We start from the raw sequence: 17,680 nt of genomic DNA on the forward strand, positions 1-17,680 counted from the left end.
CGCGATCACCTCGCGGGCCCGACGTGTGATCGCGAGGAGGGAACCCCTGATGTCGGCCTACCGAAGGTAGGAGAAAACGCCGACGTAGGACGCCTCACCGGTGTGTCGTCCTGTGCTCGCGATTTCTCCTACCTTCGCGAGAGCGGGTGGATGCCGCGGGAGGATGCCGGGGCGGCGGGTCCGCGGGAGGATGCCGGGGGCGGGGCCGCGCGGGTCAGCCGAAGAGGGCCGCGGCTTCCTCGTAGCGGTAGAGCGGAACCGTGTTCAGCTCGCCGAGTGCCTCGTCGAAGGGCACGCGCACGATGTCGGTGCCGCGCATGGCGACCATCTGTCCCCAGGCCTCGTCGACCACGGCATCCGCGGCATGCAGGCCGAGGCGTGTGGCGAGCACCCGATCGAAGGCGGACGGCGAACCGCCGCGCTGGATGTGGCCGAGCACCGTCGCGCGGGTCTCGATACCGGTGATCCGCTCGATCTCGGGCGCCAGCAGCTCACCGATCCCGCCCAGGCGTGGCCGGTTGAAGGCATCCAGCCCCTTGTGGCTGTGCGCCTCTTCCATGCCGGCGAGGGTGAAGCCCTCGGACACCACGACCAGGGGTGCGCGGCCGCGCGAGGCGGCGCTGCGCACCTGCTCACAGATCTCGTCCATGGTCATCGGCTTTTCGGGGATGCAGATGACGTGGGCGCCGGCCGCGATGCCCGCGTGCAGCGCGATCCAGCCGACGTGGCGGCCCATGACCTCGGCGACCATGCAGCGCTTGTGTGAGTCGCCGGTCGTGCGCAGACGGTCCATGGCGTCGGTCGCGATGTTCACCGCCGTGTCGAAGCCGAAGGAGTAGTCCGTGGCACGCAGGTCGTTGTCGATCGTCTTGGGGACACCGAGGACGTTGATGCCGTCGTTGGCCAAGCGGTTGGCCGCGGCCAGGGTCCCCTCGCCGCCGATCGCGATCAGGCCGTCGACACCAGCGGCCTCGAGGGTCTTCGCGATGTTCACCGCGCCGCCACGCTCCCCCTCGTAGGGGTTGGTGCGACTGGTTCCGAGGATGGTGCCGCCGACCTTGGAGAGGCCCTTCACGTCGTGACGGGTGAGGGGGAAGAAATCACCCTCGACGACGCCGCGCCATCCGTCTCGCACGCCGACGAACTCCATGTCGTAGGCGGTGGTGCCCTTGAGCACGACGCCGCGGATGACCGCGTTGAGCCCGGGGCAGTCGCCGCCGCTGGTCAGGATGCCGATCTTCATGTGTCGTCCCTCTTCAGAGTTGGTGCAAGATGGCGACGTTGCCTCCACCGACACTAGCGCGCAGTGCGGGCGGCGGCCACAGGTTCCGGGCCGGGAATTACTCCCCGCCCAGAGCCTGACGCAGCACGTGCATCAGGGCCGCGAGCTGGACCGAGTCGCTGGATGCCGGATCCACCGCTTCACCGTCGAGAGCGCGGGCGGCGAGCCCCTGCTTCGTGTCGATGAGCTCGGCGATCTTGGTGTCGATCGTGTGGGCGGCGATGATGCGCCACGCGGTGACGGGCTCGTCCTGTCCGATGCGGTGGACACGGTCGATCGCCTGTGTCTGCTCGGCCGCCGTCCAGCTGAGCTCGGCGAGGACGACGTTCGACGCGGCCTGGAGATTCAGTCCCACACCGGCCGCCGTCAGCGAACACACGGCGACGGCGACGTCCGGGTCGGCGTTGAAGTCGTCGATCGCCTGCTGGCGTGCCGCTGTCGTCTGCTCACCGCGGATCGAGACGGTACGAAGACCGGATGCCGCCAAGTGGCGCTCTGCGGCATCCATGACATCGATGTGCTTGGCGAAGAAGACGACCTTCCCCACCGAGCGCTGCAGCTGAGCGGTGTAGTCGGCGGCCACGACCGCTTTGGCCTGACCGATGCGGCGCACCATCGTGAAGACGTTGTCACCACCGGTGCCCGCGGCCTTGGACTCCTCGAGCTCGTTGTGGGCGACCAGACGCACGATGTCGTCGTCGATCTCGCCGGGAGCGAGCCCTCGGTCACCGCGCGCCTCGATGATCCTGCGGTACTTGGCCGCCAAGCGCTGTCCGAGCTCGCGTTCGGCGTCGCGGATCGAACGGCCGAACTCATCGTCGAGCTCCACCGGCAGGTCGGCGATGAGCTTGTCGGGGAGGTCGGCGGCGACATCCTTCTTCTTGCGACGCACGATCCCCAGCGAGATCACGGCGTCGCGGGCCTCCGGGTAGAAGGCCTTGTCGGCGGGGGTGAGCCCGGTCTCGTCGAGCCGGTCCATCAGCAGCGCACCCGGCTTGTCTCCGGTGGTCCAGCCCAGGAACCGCCAGATCGCGTCGAAGTCCTCGACGTCGTTGATCAGCGGCGTTCCCGTGAGCGCGAGAAGCAGCGGGTTGCGCACCTGCTCGCGGATGCGGGATGCCAGCGCGAGGACGTTCTGGGACCGCTGCGAGGTGAGGTTCTTGATGAAATGCGCCTCGTCGACGACCATGCCCTTGAGCCCGATCGAGCCGAGCCAGGAGAGATGGCGATCGAGGATCTCGTAGTTGACGATGAAGACGTCGGCGAAGGCGTCCACGTCCTCGCCGTCACCGGAGATGACGGTCGCGCGCCGCTGCGGCGTCCAGCGCTCGACCTCCCGCGCCCAGTTCATCTTGACGACGTTGGGCACCACGGCCAGCAGCGGGTAGGCATCGGCGACGGATGCCGCAAGCACGGATTGCGCGGTCTTTCCCAGGCCCGGCTCGTCCGCGAGCAGGAAGGTGCGATGACCTTCCCGGACGGATTCGAGGAACCGCGACTGGTGCGGCATGATCTCCAGGCCCTTGGGCGAGAGCCGGTCGAACTCGGGGACCGCCGGCAGCTCCATGGAAGCGCTCGACCCTCCGGCCCCGGTTTCGAAAGCCTTGTAGAGGGGGCCCATCAACTCCCACCCATCCAGACGGCGGCGGCGGTTCTCCCGCGGCGCGCGCAGCGCGAGATCGGGGGCGAGGAAGGGGTTCGCCATCTGCCGCGACTCGATGGCTGCGGGAACCACCTGACGCTCCGCCAGACCCGCCGGCACCACCGTCGGTGCGGGCGCCGGGGTATCGGTGATGATCAGTTCATCCGGCGGCAGCTCTGCGCCGGACTCCAGCAGCCAGTCGCGACGCATACGACGCGCGACGGGCGAGGTGGCCTGATCGACCTCGAGCAGCTGGATGAGGGACGTGTCGCGCGCCGCCGTCTTCGCGAGGATCGTCGCGACGCCGTCGAGGCGCTTGAGCAGCTCGGCGCGCACACCATCGGCGATCTGCGGGTCCGCCTTGACGCGGGCACGCTCCTCACGCACGAGGAAGGCGATGACCTGGAACTTCACCCGGTTCGTCGGGCCCAACTTGCCGCGCTGGGCCTTGGCTTCGACCTCGCGGACCTTGCGGGCGAGGATCGGGATGACGGGCGCGTCATCGTCACGACGCGCCGAAGACGACTTTCTGCGCCGCTGGGCGGCGGTTGCCGTGGCCGGCATGCTCCTCCTGAGCGTTCGTACTTTGCGTGTGCCGCCACCGGCGGCGGGTGCGCGCGAGGATCGCGCTCGAACATCGACATCTGCGACGGGTGGTGTCGCGGGCACTCGCTTCAGCGAGCTGCGCCCCCGGTCACGGAGTCGGGTCCATTCTAGCGCGCCTGCGCACCACGATGCGCGGGCCCGCCTGGCTAGGGCCAGAGTGTCGCGACGATGTCTTCCGTGTAGCCTTCCGGTGCGAAATTCACCCAGCGCGTCGAGATCCATCCACCGCGTCCGACGTAGTGGGTCTCCCCGGTGTCGACGAGGTTGTCGCTACGGTCGATGGTTTCGTGCTCGATGCGGCAGATCTGGCCGCCCGTGTACTCCGCGCAGGACATCCCGGATGACTCGAAGGATGCCACGAGCTCATCAGCGTCACCCGCGGTGATCGCCGTCACATTGGTGGCGAGCCCCGCAGATCCTCCGACACCCCACGTGCACCGCAGACTCGTCACGCCCGACGACAACAGCTCGAGCCCCGTCACGTTCTCGGTCGAGTACATCGTCAGCGTCGGGTCGTTGAGGGGCGGGTTGGCGCTGTCCAGAGCGGCGAGCATGTCTGCAGAGTAGATGTCACGACAGTCGGCGGGCACCGCGAACCCGGGCTCGGTGGTGGGCGTCGGCGTCGCGCTGTCGGATGCCGCTGGTGCAGCCGTAGACGTCGATGTCGCCGAACCTGCCGTGGTCGGTTCCGCATCCGGCAGCGGAGCGCATCCGGCGAGCACGATCAGGCTCGCTCCGGCAAGAACCGCACCGACCACGGCGATGCGCGAGGGGCGTCCGAGACGTGACATGCGGATCCTTCCTGAGGGCTGGGTACGAGGCTACCCGCGACGGAGACGGGCCTCCGGAGCGCGCGCCGGGATCACCCCAGCAGGCCCGGGGTCAGCGCCCGGACTCGGCTTTCAGCAGCACCTCACGCGTGCGGGTGACGTCGTCGGTGATCTGCTCGATCAGGGCGTCGATGCCACGGAACGCCGTCATGGGGCGCAGCATCTGCACGAAGCGCAGTTCCACGAAGTGTCCGTAGAGGTCGAGATCGGTCTCGTCCAGCACGTACGCCTCGACCTGTCGGGAGGCCACGTCATCGAATGTCGGGTTCGTCCCGATGCTGATGGCCGCCGGACGGCGCACACCGGGGCGTAGTCCCCCGGCCGAGTCCTGGTCGACGAGCCAGCCCGCGTACACACCGTCCGCGGGGACGAAACCCTCGAGATCGGGCGAGAGGTTGGCCGTCGGGAACCCGATCGCGCGGCCGCGCTTGTGGCCGTGCACGACCTCGCCCCACACCGACGGCAGCCGCCCGAGGAGCTTCGCCGCAGAGGTCACATCGCCCTCGGCGAGCAGCTCGCGGATCCAGGTGGACGAGACCCGCCGTCCGTGCTCCTGAGCGCGGACCTCATCGACCACATGCACATCGAACCCGTGCGAGAGCCCGTATTCGGCGAGGGAGTCCGCCGTTCCCTCGCCGCCGCGGCCGAACCGGAAGTCCGCGCCGACCAGGACGGAACGGGCGTGCAGTGCATCGACGAGCACCGTCTGCGCGAAGTCGTCGGCGGGGATAGCCGCGAGTTCCTCGTCGAACCGGAGAACGAGGACGGCATCGACTCCGGTCTCCGACAGCAGCTGCACCTTCTGGTGCACTCCGATGAGGCTCTCGGGGCACACATCGGGCCGCAGCAAGGCGAGGGGGTTGCGGTCGAAGGTCACCGCGACGACCTGGAGTCCGCGTGCCGCGGCATCCACCCGGGCCCGCGCGATCACCGCGCGATGCCCCGAGTGCACCCCGTCGAACTTCCCGACGACGGTGACGGACGGGGCGAAGTCTGCGGGTACCTCGGCCGGGTCGCGGAAGACGATCACGATGCCGCGACCTCCGCGGCTGCGGCCGGCACGCGGGCACGGTGGGTCCAGAGCCACCACAGCCCCAAGAACGGCAGGATGAGCGGCACGAACAGGTAGCCGATGTAACCATCGGGACCGATGCCGCCGTAGTACGACCAGACCGACGGATGCCCGAACATCGCCGGCACGATCCAGCTGAGCGTGCCCACGATCAGCACGCCGGCGAGCTCGAACACGATCGCGATCCAGGCCACGACATACCATCCCTGCGAGCGCGAGAAGATCAGCGCGAGAGTCGCGAGGATGTACACCACGGCGGCGAGCGCGGACAGCGTGTAGGCGACCGGAGCGGCGTCGAATTCGCGCACGATCTGCACGAACGAGCGTCCTGTGGATGCCAGGGCCATGATCGCGTACACGATCACGAGAACCCGTCCGATTCCGGTCATGCGGGGCCGAGAGGAAGAAATCATGGCGCCATTCATCCTACGGCGCCCGGACGCAGCGATCGTCGCCGCTCATGCGACCTGGACTGTCCAGATCACCTGCATGCGCCACACCATCACGGCGACCGCCAGGGCGGCGACGCCCATGATGACGGTGCTCCAGCGGCTGCGCTCGAGCAGCGCCCAGACCACACCGGCGGGCGGGAGCAGTGCAGCGGAGACCAGATACACCCAGTACTCCAGCAGGCTGCCGGTGGGTGGGTTTCCGGCGACCGGCGCGATGACTGCGATGACGATCTGGGCGATCAGCAGCAGTTCGAGCAGTGCCAGCGCGCCGACCGTGAGGTCACTCGGGCGCCGCCCGACCAGACCGAGGATCACGCACAGCACCCCCGCCGCGACGGCGACTCCCACCTGCACGTAGGTAAACCACAGGATCATGAACCCTCCGCCATGTTCATCACGCTTTTCACGTCCGCGCCGCGACGCTCGAGGATCCCGACCAGTCTGCCCTCGGGATCCACGGCCGCCGTTCCGTCCGCCAGCCGGCCGGCGGCACCGCTGAGCCGCTTGCCGTGACGCAGATCCCGGGCCTCCTGCGCCGACACCTCGAATCTGCCGAGCACGGCCGTCGCGACCTCCGCCGCGCCCCGCAGCCGCGCCTCGTCGATCTGGTCGATGCCGCAGGCGTCGGTGACCGCGAAGGGACCCACGTGCGAGCGACGAAGAGCCGTGAGGTGTCCGCCGACCCCGAGGGCGGCGCCGAGATCGCGGGCCAGCGCACGGATGTAGGTGCCGCTCGAGCAGTCGACGACGACATCCACGTCCACGACCCCCACCTCACGCCTGGTACCGGTCACCTCGAACCGCGAGACCGTGACTTCCCTCGCCGCAAGCTCCACGGACTCGCCGGCACGAGCGAGGTCGTATGCGCGGCGCCCGGCCACCTTGATCGCCGACACGGTGCTCGGCACCTGGGAGATCGGGCCGGTCAGCGCCTGGACACCGTCGGCGATCGCTTCGTCCGGAACGGCGTCGGCCGCCACCACAGCCGTGACCTCGCCGTCGGCATCGTCGCTGTCCGTGCTGACCCCGAGCCGGATCGTGGCTTCGTAGGTCTTGTCGAGCCCCACGAGATACGTCAGCAGACGGGTGGCCGCGTTGACACCCAGCACCAGCAGCCCTGTCGCCATCGGATCCAGCGTGCCGGCGTGCCCGATTTTGCGGGTGCCCAGGGCCCGCCGTGCCCGCGCGACGACGTCATGGCTCGACATCCCTCCGGGCTTGTCGACCAACACAATGCCCGCGCGGTCTGTCACCCCTCCAGCCTAGGCGGCCTCCCGCCCGTCCCGACGAGCGGCGCCGGCGCCCGACGTAGGCTGAGCCCGTGCCCGACCTCGCTCCCCCGCTCATCGCCTGGTATCGGGACAACGCGCGGGAACTCCCCTGGCGCGCGCCCGGCTTCGGTGCGTGGGGCGTGCTGGTCAGCGAATTCATGCTGCAGCAGACACCTGTGGCGAGGGTCATCCCCCACCTGGAGGCGTGGCTGACACGCTGGCCGACGCCGGCGGCCCTGGCCGCCGAGCCGCCCGCGGCGGCGGTGCACCAGTGGGCGAACCTCGGGTATCCGCGCCGAGCGCTGTGGCTGCACCGCGCCGCGGTGGAGATCACCGAACGCCACGGGGGCGAGGTCCCCCGCGATGTCGATGAGCTGCTCGCGCTCACCGGCATCGGCGACTACACCGCGCGGGCGGTGGCCGTGTTCGCATACGGCGACCGGCACCCCGTGGTCGACACGAACACCCGGCGCGTGCTCGCGCGCGCGCTCGATGGCCGTGCACAGCCGGGACCGCCGGCACGAACCGATCTCGCCGCGATGGATGGGCTCCTCCCCCGCGCAGACGACGAAGCCGCCGTGATGAACGCGGCGACGATGGAGCTCGGCGCCACCGTGTGCGTCGCGCGGACCCCGCGGTGCGAGATCTGCCCCGTCAGCGGCGTCTGCGCGTGGCGGGCCGCAGGCTTTCCCGACACCGGAGATCGGCGGCGCAAACAGGCCCGCTACGAGGGCAGCGATCGGCAAGTACGAGGTGTGATCCTGCGGGCACTGCGGGATGCCGCACCCGAGCCCCTTCTCGAACTCCAGCTCGCACCCGACTGGCCCGACCCCGTCCAGCGCGATCGCGCGCTGGACTCGCTGATCGCGGACGGGCTCGTGGAAGCGGCTGACGGATGGGCGCGTCTACCGACGGGCCGTTAGTCCCTGGGAGCCGCAGAATCGCGCGCGTAGCGTGAGCCTCATGAAGACTGTCGTGGTCTACGAATCGATGTTCGGCAACACCCGGGATATCGCCCGAGCGGTCGCCGAGGGTCTCTCCGAGTGGTCCAGCGTCTCTTTCGCCGACGTCGACGGCGCTGATGAGCATGTGAACGCCGATGTCTCCCTGGTGGTGGCCGGCGGACCCACGCATGCCTTTTCGATGTCCCGCTCGTCCACGCGGGACGATGCGCTCTCGCGGGGCGCGCTGAGTGCCACACACCGCGGCCTGCGGGAATGGATCGATGACATCGATCTGGACGCACCGGTCCCGCTGGCGACGTTCGACACGCACGTCACCCAGAAGTGGGTGCCGGGATCTGCCTCACGCTCCGCAGCCAAGGAGGGCCGACGGCACGGGTTCGTCCCCGTCGCCGCCGAGAGCTTCTACGTGAAGAGCACACAGGGCCCGCTCACGCCGGGCGAACTGGACCGCGCACGGACCTGGGCGCGCGGGCTGCGTGCGCACGTCCGATCCTGATTATTCGGCCTCGTCGGCCCGCGGCTTGACGTACGGGTCCTCGTCGCCGGCGTAGTGCGCCGATGCCGCCAGCCCCGCCACCTCGTCGTCGCGCTCGCGCGCTTCTCGCAGGAGGTCCTCGATGTGCCCGGCGTTCTCGGGCAGACCGTCGTGGATGAATTCGAGCGTGGGGGTCAACCGTACGCCGAGCTTGCGTCCCACCTCGCTGCGCAGCATGCCGGTCGCCGCCGTGAGCGCCGCCGCGGTCGAGGCACGATCCTCATCGCTGCCGAGCACCGTGTAAAACACGGATGCATGCTGCAGGTCACCGGTCACGCGCACATCGGTGATCGTGACGAAGCCGAGGCGCGGGTCACGCAGCCCCTTCTCGAGGCGCTCGGCCACCAGCACGCGGATACGGTCGGCAAGTCGCGCCTGTCGTTCCCCAGTCATCTCATTCTCCTTGCTGAAGTCCGCTGCGGCCGTCGTCTTCCGCCCCAGTCGAGGAGCGAAGGTGTCGGATGTCTCGCTGGAGCAATCGGGGCAGGGGTCCCCGCTCTTGCGGAAGCGAGACATCCGACACCGTAGCGGTCACTGATCATGTCGCGCGACCACGTCGCGCACCGCGATCAGCCGCGCGGTTTCTCGACCATTTCGGTGGTCTCGATCTCGTCGCCGATCTGGATGTCGTTGAACTTGCCGAGGCCGATACCACACTCGTAGTCGGTGCGAACCTCGGTCACGTCGTCCTTGAACCGGCGCAGCGACTCGATGGCCAGGCCATCGGCGAGCACGACGCCATCGCGGATGACGCGAGCCTTCGCGTTGCGCGTGATCGTGCCGCTGCGGACGATACATCCCGCGATGTTGCCGAACTTCGACGAGCGGAAGACCTCGCGGATCTCGGCGACACCCGACTGCACCTCTTCGAACTCGGGCTTGAGAAGACCCTTGAGGGACTGCTCGACATCCTCGAGAGCGTTGTAGATGACCGAGTAGAACCGGGTGTCGACGCCTTCGCGGGCGGCGCGCTCGCGCGCCTTCGCGTCGGGGCGCACGTTGAAGCCCAGGATGATCGCGTTGTCGATTGTCGCCAGGTTCACGTCCGACTCGGTGATCGCACCGACGCCGCGGTGGATGATCCGCAGCTGGACGGAATCGTCGACCTCGATCTTGAGGAGCGACTCCTCCAGTGCCTCGACGGCACCGGACACGTCGCCCTTGATGATGAGGTTGAGAGATTCGACCTTGCCCTCTTCGAGCGCGCGGGTGAAGTCCTCGAGCGAGATGCGCTTGCGGGCCTTGGCCAGCTGTGCGTTGCGCTCTGCGGCTTCACGCTTCTCAGCGATCTGGCGGGCGGTGCGGTCCTCGTCGGTGACGATGAAGACGTCACCGGCGCGCGGCACGGAGTTCAGACCCTGTACCTGGACCGGACGCGACGGCGCCGCCTCGTCGACCGCATCGCCGTTCTCGTCGACCATCGCACGCACGCGTCCGTAGGCGGTGCCGGCGACGATCGCGTCGCCGACGCGCAGCGTTCCGGACTGGATCAGGACGGTCGCCACCGAACCACGGCCCTTGTCGAGCTTGGCTTCGATCGCGACACCGCGGGCGTCCTTGTTCGGGTTGGCGCGCAGGTCGAGACCGGCGTCGGCGGTCAGCAGGACGGCATCCAGCAGTTCCTGGATGCCCGTGCCGGCGCGGGCCGAGACATCGACGAACATGACGTCGCCGCCGTACTCCTCGGCGATCAGACCGTACTCGGTGAGCTGCTGACGCACCTTCGCGGGGTTCGCGTCGGGCTTGTCGACCTTGTTGACCGCCACCACGATCGGCACGTTCGCGGCCTGCGCGTGGTTCAGCGCCTCGACCGTCTGCGGCATGATGCCATCGTCGGCGGCGACCACGAGGATCGCGAGGTCGGTGACCTGCGCACCACGGGCACGCATGGCGGTGAACGCCTCGTGACCCGGCGTGTCGATGAAGGTGATCGCACGCTCGATGTCCTCGTGCTCGGTCCACACCTGATACGCACCGATGTGCTGGGTGATACCACCGGCCTCGCCGGCCACGACGTTGGTCTGACGGATCGCGTCGAGCAGTCGCGTCTTACCGTGGTCGACGTGACCCATGACGGTCACGACGGGGGGACGGATCTCGAGCTGGTCGTCGTCCTCGTCTTCGAGTTCCTTCTCGAGGTCGACGCCGAAGCCCTCAAGAAGCTCCTTGTCCTCGTCCTCGGGCGAGACCATCTGGATCTTGTAGCCGAGCTCGGCGCCCAGCACCTCGAAGGTGGCCTCGTCCAGCGACTCGGTCGCGGTGGCCATCTCACCGAGGTTAAACAGGATGGTCACAAGCGTTCCGGGCTGCACCGTGTAGCCACGGATCGCCTCGAGCTTGTCCGCGAAGTCGGAGATCGACGCGCCGCGACGCAGACGCACGATCTCGCCGTTGCCCTTCTGGACGTTGACGCCGCCGACCTGCGGGGCATCCCGCATCTCAAACTCTTGGCGCTTTGCCCGACGCGACTTGCGCTGCTTGGACTTGCCGCCGCCCTTACCGAAAGCTCCCGCCGTTCCTCCACCGGGACCGCGGCCTCGACCGCCCGCGCCGGGACGCGGCGGGAACCCGCCGGGCGCGCCGGGACGACCGGCGCCACCACCGGGACGACCGGGACCGCCGGGACGCTGCTGGAACGGCGCGCCGGGACGACCGGCGCCACCACCGGGACGACCGGGACGACCGGGCGCACCGGGACGGGGAGCACCGGGACGGGGCGCCTGCGGCCGGGGGATGTTGCCCGGGGTGGGGCGCTGACCCATGCCCTGCGACGAGGCGAACGGGTTGTTACCCGGACGCGGGCCCGCGGGCCGCTGGCCCATGCCCTGCGACGAGGCGAACGGGTTGTTACCCGGACGCGGAGCGCCACCCGGACGCGGCGGCTGCGAAGCGCCGCCGGGCTTGGGTGCGGCACCGGGCTTCGGCGCGGACGAGGGCTTGGCGCCTGCAGCCGGAGCCGCGGCGGGGGTCTCGGGTGCCGCGGCGGCGGCAGGAGCTGCCGGTGCCTTGTCCGCGGCGGGTGTCACACCGGTCCGGGGGCCGGGCGTCGGCGCCGACGTGCGCGCACCGGGCGCGGGACGGGGTCCGGGGCGCGCGCCGGTTGCGGGAGTGCGCGTCGCACCGGCCGCGGGCTTTGCCGCCTCGCCCTGGTCTGCGAAGGCCGCGCGAAGCTTCCGCGCGACGGGGGGCTCGATGGTCGATGAGGGACTCTTGACGAACTCGCCGAGCTCCTTCAGCTTCGCGAGGGCGACTTTGCTGTCAATGCCGAGTTCGGATGCGATCTCGTGCACGCGTGGTTTTGCCACAGTTCTCCTGTCTGGGGCCCGCCCAGACAGGGGCGGACCGCTAGTTGCGGACGGGTCTCATTTCGAGCCGTTCACTTCGTGTCCATTGCCATTCAGCCGTTTCTCGTTCAGCCGGTGATTCAGTGCCTGCGTATCGAGGGGACCCTCCACACGCAACGCCCGTACGAACGCCCGCCGCCGCAGTGCGACCGCGAGGCATTCCTCGTTCGGATGCACCCACGCCCCCCGCCCCGCCATCGAGGTCCGCTCGTCCCAGACGAGGGCGGACCCGACCGCAACGACCCTCAGGAGGTCAGATCGGGAGGTACGCGCGCGGCAACCGACGCAGGTTCGTACAGGCTCCATCCTACACCTCGCCGGCACCGGCGAACCGGCCTCAGCCCTCGTCGAGGATGCTGTCGGGCTGGATATCGATCTTGGCGCCGGTGAGCTTGGCCGCGAGGCGGGCATTCTGACCCTCCTTGCCGATCGCCAGGGACAGCTGGTAGTCGGGGACAAGCGCCCGGACGGCTTTGGTCTTGGCATCCAGGACGAAGCTCGAGCTGACCTTCGCCGGGGACAGCGCGTGGGCGACGAAGGTCGCCAGGTCCGCGTGATAGTCGACGATGTCAATCTTCTCGCCGCCGAGTTCCTCGGTCACGGCACGCACACGGCGACCGAGCTCGCCGATGCAGGCGCCCTTTGCGTTGATCGTGGGGTCGTTGGCCTTGACGGCGATCTTGGTGCGGTGACCCGCCTCCCGAGCGAGCGAGACGATTTCGACCAGACCCGCGGGGATCTCGGGGACCTCGAGGGCGAAAAGCTTGCGCACGAGGCCCGGGTGGGTGCGCGAGACGGTGATCGAGGGGCCCTTCGTGCCCTTGGAGACCGAGGTGACGTAGACGCGCAGGCGCGACCCGTGGGGATAATCCTCGCCCGGAACCTGCTCTTCGGGCGGCAGGATCGCCTCGACCGATCCGAGATCGACGTGCACCATGCGGGGGTTCGGCCCCTGCTGGATCATGCCCGCGACGATGTCGCCTTCCTTGCCGCGGAACTCGCCCAGCACGGCGTCGTCGGCAATGTCGCGCAGTCGCTGACTGATGACCTGCTTCGCGGCGAAGGCGGCGATTCGGCCGAAGTCGTCGGGTGTCGTCTCCTCCTCGCCGATGACGGCACCCTCGTCGTCCGTCAGGGGGAGGAAGATCGCCACGTGGCCCGACTTGCGATCCAGCGCCGCTCGAGCACCCTCGGGAATCTCGCCGTTCGGGGAGGTGTGTCTGCCGTAGGCGGTCAGGATCGCCTGCTCGATGATGTGCACGAGTTCATCGAACGGGATGTCCTTCTCGCGCTCGATCGTCCTCAGCAACGCCAGATCGATATCCATCGTGACCTCCCTATTCAGCTCTTCCCGATTCGCACGGAATTATCCAACGTTACCCGATGCCGCGCCATCACGGCGGCGCGAGAGGTCGACCCGAACCGAAACGTCGTCGTAATGACGCATGACCGTCGAGCGGACATACTTGCGACATGGATGCGCTGAACACCTGGATCCTGGACTCGGGGGATCTGCTGTGGACCTGGATCGTTCTTCCGATCGTCGTGGGGCTCGGGCTCTACTTCACCGTGCGCTCGGGGGTCGTGCAGATCCGCCTCATCCCCGAGATGTTCCGCACCCTCACCGACAAGACCCCGCGCACCGCCTCGGGCGAGCCCCAGTCGGTCTCCTCCTTCCAGGCGTTCACCATCTCGGCGGCCTCCCGCGTCGGCGTCGGCAATATCGCGGGTGTCGGGACCGCGATCGCGCTCGGCGGCCCGGGGGCGGTGTTCTGGATGTGGCTCATGGCTCTGATCGGCGCCTCATCGAGCTTCATCGAGTCCTCCCTCGCACAGCTGTTCAAAGTCCGCGATGAGGAGGGGTTCCGCGGCGGGCCCGCGTACTACATGCAGAAAGGCCTGAAGTCGCGGTGGATGGGGATCCTGTTCGCCATCATCCTGATCATCTGCTTCCCGTTCGCGTTCTCGTCGCTGCAGGCCAACACCATCGCCGACACGGTCTCCTCGAGCTTCGGCGGCGATGTCGCGTGGGTCGGGCCGGTCGCGGGAGTCGTCGTCGCGATCCTCACTGCCCTGGTCGTGTTCGGCGGAGTGCGCCGCATCGCGTCCGTCACCCAGACCCTCGTCCCGCTCATGGCGCTGGCGTACCTGCTGCTGGGCCTGGCGGTCGTCGCCCTCAACATCGAGCACCTGCCGGCGGTGTTCGCGGAGATCTTCACGCAGGCGTGGGGCTTCAACGAGGTGGTCGGCGCCACCTTCGGCTACATCGTCCTCACCGGAGTGCGCCGCGGCATGTTCTCGAACGAGGCGGGGTTGGGCTCAGCGCCGAACGCGGGTGCCAGCGCCGCAGTGACCCATCCCGTCAAGCAGGGACTGGTGCAGTCGCTCGGCGTCTACTTCGACACGTTCCTCATCTGCTCGATCACCGCGTTCATCATCCTGGTGTCGGTGCCCGACCTCGGATCCGCCTCCCGGGGCATCGCGCTCACACAGGGCGCGCTGGTCTCCGAGCTCGGCGACTGGGCGAACATCGCCCTGAGCATCATCATCTTCCTGCTGGCCTTCTCCTCGATCCTCGGCAACTACTACTACGGCCAGTCGAACATCGAGTTCATCACCATGCGCCGCGGCGTGCTCCCCACCTATCGAGTGCTCGTGGTGATCGCCGTGCTCGTGGGGTCACTGGCCTCGGCCGACCTGGTGTGGAACTTCGCCGACGGAGTCATGGGGATCATGGCGCTGATCAACCTCATCGCCATCGGGCTGCTCTCGGGCATCGCGTTCAGACTGCTGCGCGACTACACACGCCAGCGGCGCGAGGGTCGCGACCCGGTGTTCACCCGCGACCTACTCCCAGGTGTGTCCGGAATCGAGTGCTGGGAAGACGAGCTGTCGGTCACCGGACCGATGGACCTCCCCGTCAAGAAGCACCAGGCGGAGAAGCACCGCGATCACCTCCACCACGCACCGAAGCCATGAGCCTTTCCCGCCGGGCAACGGCGCCCGCGCTCGTCCTCGCGATCTCCGTCGGGCTGTCCGGCTGCTACGTCCTCGATGAGGACGAGAGCGACGGGACCTCTTCGGACACGGGCGGAGCGGACTCCTCCGACCCGAACGCGCCCCGCACCGAGGAGGACGTGGATTTCGGCATCGTCGAGGTCTACGAGGTCACCGGGTCTGCTGCACTGTCCCCGGTGCCGGATGCTGCGGCGGCGGCCGTATGGGACATGTTCGTCCGCGTCGCCTCGCGGCAGACCGTGAGCGATTCGGTCATCGAGTTCCGCGCGGGTGATTCCGCGAGCAGTGACACTCTCGCCTACGTCGTCCAACAGGACGACCCCGATTTCTGGGCGCTTGCGGCGAATCTCGCCTACGCGGACGACGCGGACCTCCTGCTGTCGACCCTCGTCCACGAGTACGCACACATTGTGAGCCTCAGCCCCGATCAGGTCGACCCGTATGTCGACGAGTGCGACACTCTGCTGCTTCTCGAGGGCTGCGCGCTGCCGGATTCGGCGATCTTCTCGTTTTCGGAGGAGTTCTGGAGCGGGTATGCCGATGCGCCCGATGCTGACAACAGTGACGATGACGTCGCGTGGGACTTCTACCTCGCGCACGAGGACGAGTTCGTCAGCGACTACGCCGCCACGAATGTCATCGAGGACTTCGCCGAGAGCTTCATGGTCTACGTGCTGGACGACCCGGTGGACGGTGACTTCCCGATCGCGCAGAAGCTGCGGTTCTTCGCCGACCAGGCGGAGTTCGTGCGGATGCGCGACCGGATCCGCGCCGAGTTCGGGATGTGAGCCTCAGGCGGTGAGACGGGCGACCGCTTCCGCCGCCGCGACCGTCTCGCGCTCCCCGCTCCGGCGATCCCAGAGTTCCACCTGACCCTCGGCAGCACCGCGGCCGACGATGAGGATCTGCGGCACGCCGATCAGCTCGGCATCTCCGAACTTCACGCCCGGAGAGACCTTGGGGCGGTCGTCGTAGAGCACGTCGAGTCCGGCATCCTCAAGCCCCGCCGAGATCTCGGCGGCCAGATCGAACGCGGTCTGGTCCTTGCCCGTCGCCACGACGTGTACGTCGAAGGGCGCGACCGAGGCCGGCCAGATCAGCCCCTTGTCGTCGTTGTTGAGCTCGGCGATGATCGCGAGGATGCGGGTCACGCCGATGCCGTAGGAGCCCATCGTGACGGTCACGAGCTTGCCGTTCTCGTCGAGGACCTTCAGCCCCAGCGCTTCGGCGTACTTGCGGCCGAGCTGGAAGACATGCCCGATCTCCATTCCGCGCGCCAGCGACACCGGCCCCGATCCGTCGGGGGCGGGGTCGCCGGGGCGGACGGAGGCGACCTCGACGACGCCGTCGGCGGTGAAGTCGCGTCCCGCAACCAGCCCGTGGACGTGTTTTTGATCGATGTTCGCCCCGGTCACCCAGCGGGTGCCGTCCACGACGCGGGGGTCGAGGAAGTAGCGGATGCCGGTGGCCGAGTCCTCACCGAGGACAGGGCCCGACGGGCTCCAGGGACCGATGTAGCCCTTGGTCAGCAACGGGTTCGCGGCGAAATCGGCCTCGGTGGCCGGCTCGACCTCTGCCGGAGCGAAAGCCACCTCGACGCGCTTTTCGTCGACATCCCGATCTCCCGGCACGCCGATGACGACCAGTTCACGCGCACCGTCGAGGTGGGTGAGCGCCAGTACGACGTTCTTGAGAGTGTGAGCTGCGGTCCACTCGGACGCGCCGTCGGTCGCGGGACCGGCAATCCCCGTCGCGGGAGCATCGATGTGCGCGTTGAGGTGGTCGACGAGCGTGGCGATGGTCGGCGTGTTCGGCGAGTCGAAGACAACCGGGTCCGGGAGACCCTCGATCGGGAGCGCCTCGGGAGGGATGGTCGTGTAGGCCTCAACGTTGGCTGCGTACGCCCCGTCCGAGCGGACGAAGGTGTCCTCACCGACCTCGGTGGGGTGCAGGAACTCCTCCGAGCGGGACCCGCCCATCGCACCGGCATCCGCCTTGACGATCACGTACTCGAGGCCCAGTCGCTGGAAGATGCGCTCGTACGCGTCGCGCTGGGCCATGTACGAGGCATCCAGACCAGCGTCCGTGTGGTCGAACGAGTACGCGTCCTTCATGGTGAACTCGCGACCGCGCAGCAGTCCTGCGCGCGGACGCGCCTCATCGCGGTACTTGTCCTGGATCTGGTAGATCGTCAGCGGCAGGTCCTTGTACGACGAGTAGAGGTCCTTGACCAGCAGAGTGAAGACCTCTTCGTGCGTGGGGGCCAGCAGGTAGTCGGCGTCCTTGCGGTCCTTCAGTCGGAAGATGCCGTCGCCGTACTCCTCCCAGCGGCCGGTCGCCTCGTAGGGCTCGCGCGGCAGCAGCGCCGGAAAGTGCACCTCGTACGCACCGGCCGCCGCCATCTCTTCGCGGATGACGGTCTCGACCTTGGCCTTCACACGCAGACCGAGCGGCAGCCAGGCGAAGACCCCGGGTGCCTGCCGGCGGATGTAGCCGGCGCGCACGAGCAGCTTGTGGCTGTTGACCTCGGCGTCGGCCGGGTCTTCGCGAAGGGTGCGGAGGAAGAAGTGCGAGAGACGGGTGACCACGAGCGACAAGTCTAGGCGCGCGGGTGGCGTGGACGCGTGGCGGCAGAGCGCCGGCACGGCGATCGCCTCGCGGTT

16 protein-coding genes are annotated in these 17,680 nt (G+C 68.5%); 4 read left to right on the forward strand and 12 right to left on the reverse strand.

The window, feature by feature from the left end; translation table 11 throughout:
* Positions 1 to 214: 214 nt before the first annotated feature.
* The 7 genes from ABD206_RS06420 to truB all read right to left on the reverse strand — a co-directional run bounded on the left by ABD206_RS06420 (position 215) and on the right by truB (position 7,092).
* Entirely contained in the window at positions 215 to 1,243 is a 1,029-nt protein-coding gene (locus tag ABD206_RS06420; RefSeq protein WP_344070536.1) for a 6-phosphofructokinase, read from the reverse strand.
* A gap of 97 nt (positions 1,244 to 1,340) precedes the next feature.
* Positions 1,341 to 3,488 (reverse strand): DEAD/DEAH box helicase, encoded by a 2,148-nt coding sequence (locus ABD206_RS06425; RefSeq protein WP_344070538.1) that lies wholly within the window; start codon positions 3,486 to 3,488, stop codon positions 1,341 to 1,343.
* Positions 3,489 to 3,676: 188 nt separating this feature from the next.
* Complete coding sequence (locus tag ABD206_RS06430; protein WP_344070540.1) at positions 3,677 to 4,321, reverse strand: hypothetical protein; 645 nt, start codon at positions 4,319 to 4,321, stop codon at positions 3,677 to 3,679.
* Positions 4,322 to 4,412: 91 nt separating this feature from the next.
* Entirely contained in the window at positions 4,413 to 5,390 is a 978-nt protein-coding gene (locus ABD206_RS06435) for a bifunctional riboflavin kinase/FAD synthetase (RefSeq protein ID WP_344070542.1), read from the reverse strand.
* A complete protein-coding gene (locus ABD206_RS06440; protein ID WP_344070544.1) occupies positions 5,387 to 5,845 on the reverse strand; it encodes a hypothetical protein in 459 nt (152 codons plus the stop codon). The genes ABD206_RS06435 and ABD206_RS06440 overlap by 4 nt, the downstream gene beginning before the upstream one ends.
* A gap of 45 nt (positions 5,846 to 5,890) precedes the next feature.
* Entirely contained in the window at positions 5,891 to 6,259 is a 369-nt protein-coding gene (locus tag ABD206_RS06445) for a hypothetical protein (RefSeq protein WP_344070547.1), read from the reverse strand.
* Positions 6,256 to 7,092 (reverse strand): tRNA pseudouridine(55) synthase TruB, encoded by an 837-nt coding sequence (truB, locus tag ABD206_RS06450; RefSeq protein ID WP_425561178.1) that lies wholly within the window; start codon positions 7,090 to 7,092, stop codon positions 6,256 to 6,258. The genes ABD206_RS06445 and truB overlap by 4 nt, the downstream gene beginning before the upstream one ends.
* Positions 7,093 to 7,205: 113 nt before the next feature.
* On the opposite strand from truB, the gene ABD206_RS06455 reads away from it, so the two are divergent.
* Entirely contained in the window at positions 7,206 to 8,078 is an 873-nt protein-coding gene (locus ABD206_RS06455; RefSeq protein WP_344070551.1) for an HhH-GPD family protein, read from the forward strand.
* A gap of 40 nt (positions 8,079 to 8,118) precedes the next feature.
* Positions 8,119 to 8,616 carry a flavodoxin family protein gene (locus tag ABD206_RS06460; protein WP_344070553.1) on the forward strand — a complete coding sequence of 166 codons (498 nt, stop codon included), beginning with the start codon at positions 8,119 to 8,121 and terminating at the stop codon, positions 8,614 to 8,616.
* Here ABD206_RS06460 and rbfA read toward each other — a convergent pair whose 3' ends face one another.
* The 4 genes from rbfA to nusA form a co-directional block, all read right to left on the reverse strand.
* The gene (gene rbfA / locus ABD206_RS06465; protein WP_344070555.1) at positions 8,617 to 9,048 is read right to left on the reverse strand and encodes a 30S ribosome-binding factor RbfA; all 432 of its coding nucleotides are present in this window, start codon (positions 9,046 to 9,048) and stop codon (positions 8,617 to 8,619) included. It lies immediately after the preceding gene.
* A 176-nt stretch (positions 9,049 to 9,224) separates the two neighbouring features.
* Positions 9,225 to 11,960, reverse strand: a complete 2,736-nt coding sequence (gene infB, locus ABD206_RS06470; RefSeq protein ID WP_344070557.1) for a translation initiation factor IF-2 — start codon at positions 11,958 to 11,960, stop codon at positions 9,225 to 9,227.
* 57 nt (positions 11,961 to 12,017) lie between these two features.
* Positions 12,018 to 12,410 (reverse strand): YlxR family protein, encoded by a 393-nt coding sequence (locus ABD206_RS06475; RefSeq protein WP_344070559.1) that lies wholly within the window; start codon positions 12,408 to 12,410, stop codon positions 12,018 to 12,020.
* Entirely contained in the window at positions 12,337 to 13,326 is a 990-nt protein-coding gene (nusA, locus tag ABD206_RS06480; RefSeq protein ID WP_344070561.1) for a transcription termination factor NusA, read from the reverse strand. The genes ABD206_RS06475 and nusA overlap by 74 nt, the downstream gene beginning before the upstream one ends.
* Before the next feature lie 146 nt (positions 13,327 to 13,472).
* Here nusA and ABD206_RS06485 point away from each other — a divergent pair, with 146 nt between their 5' ends.
* Together ABD206_RS06485 and ABD206_RS06490 are read left to right on the forward strand one after the other, a co-directional pair.
* Positions 13,473 to 14,978 (forward strand): alanine/glycine:cation symporter family protein, encoded by a 1,506-nt coding sequence (locus ABD206_RS06485; protein ID WP_344070563.1) that lies wholly within the window; start codon positions 13,473 to 13,475, stop codon positions 14,976 to 14,978.
* Positions 14,975 to 15,805 carry a zinc-binding metallopeptidase gene (locus ABD206_RS06490; protein ID WP_344070565.1) on the forward strand — a complete coding sequence of 277 codons (831 nt, stop codon included), beginning with the start codon at positions 14,975 to 14,977 and terminating at the stop codon, positions 15,803 to 15,805. The genes ABD206_RS06485 and ABD206_RS06490 overlap by 4 nt, the downstream gene beginning before the upstream one ends.
* 3 nt (positions 15,806 to 15,808) lie before the next feature.
* Here ABD206_RS06490 and ABD206_RS06495 read toward each other — a convergent pair whose 3' ends face one another.
* Positions 15,809 to 17,605 (reverse strand): proline--tRNA ligase, encoded by a 1,797-nt coding sequence (locus tag ABD206_RS06495; protein ID WP_344070567.1) that lies wholly within the window; start codon positions 17,603 to 17,605, stop codon positions 15,809 to 15,811.
* Positions 17,606 to 17,680 lie beyond the last annotated feature (75 nt).

Source organism: Microbacterium sediminicola, from assembly GCF_039531125.1.
Taxonomy (GTDB): domain Bacteria; phylum Actinomycetota; class Actinomycetes; order Actinomycetales; family Microbacteriaceae; genus Microbacterium; species Microbacterium sediminicola.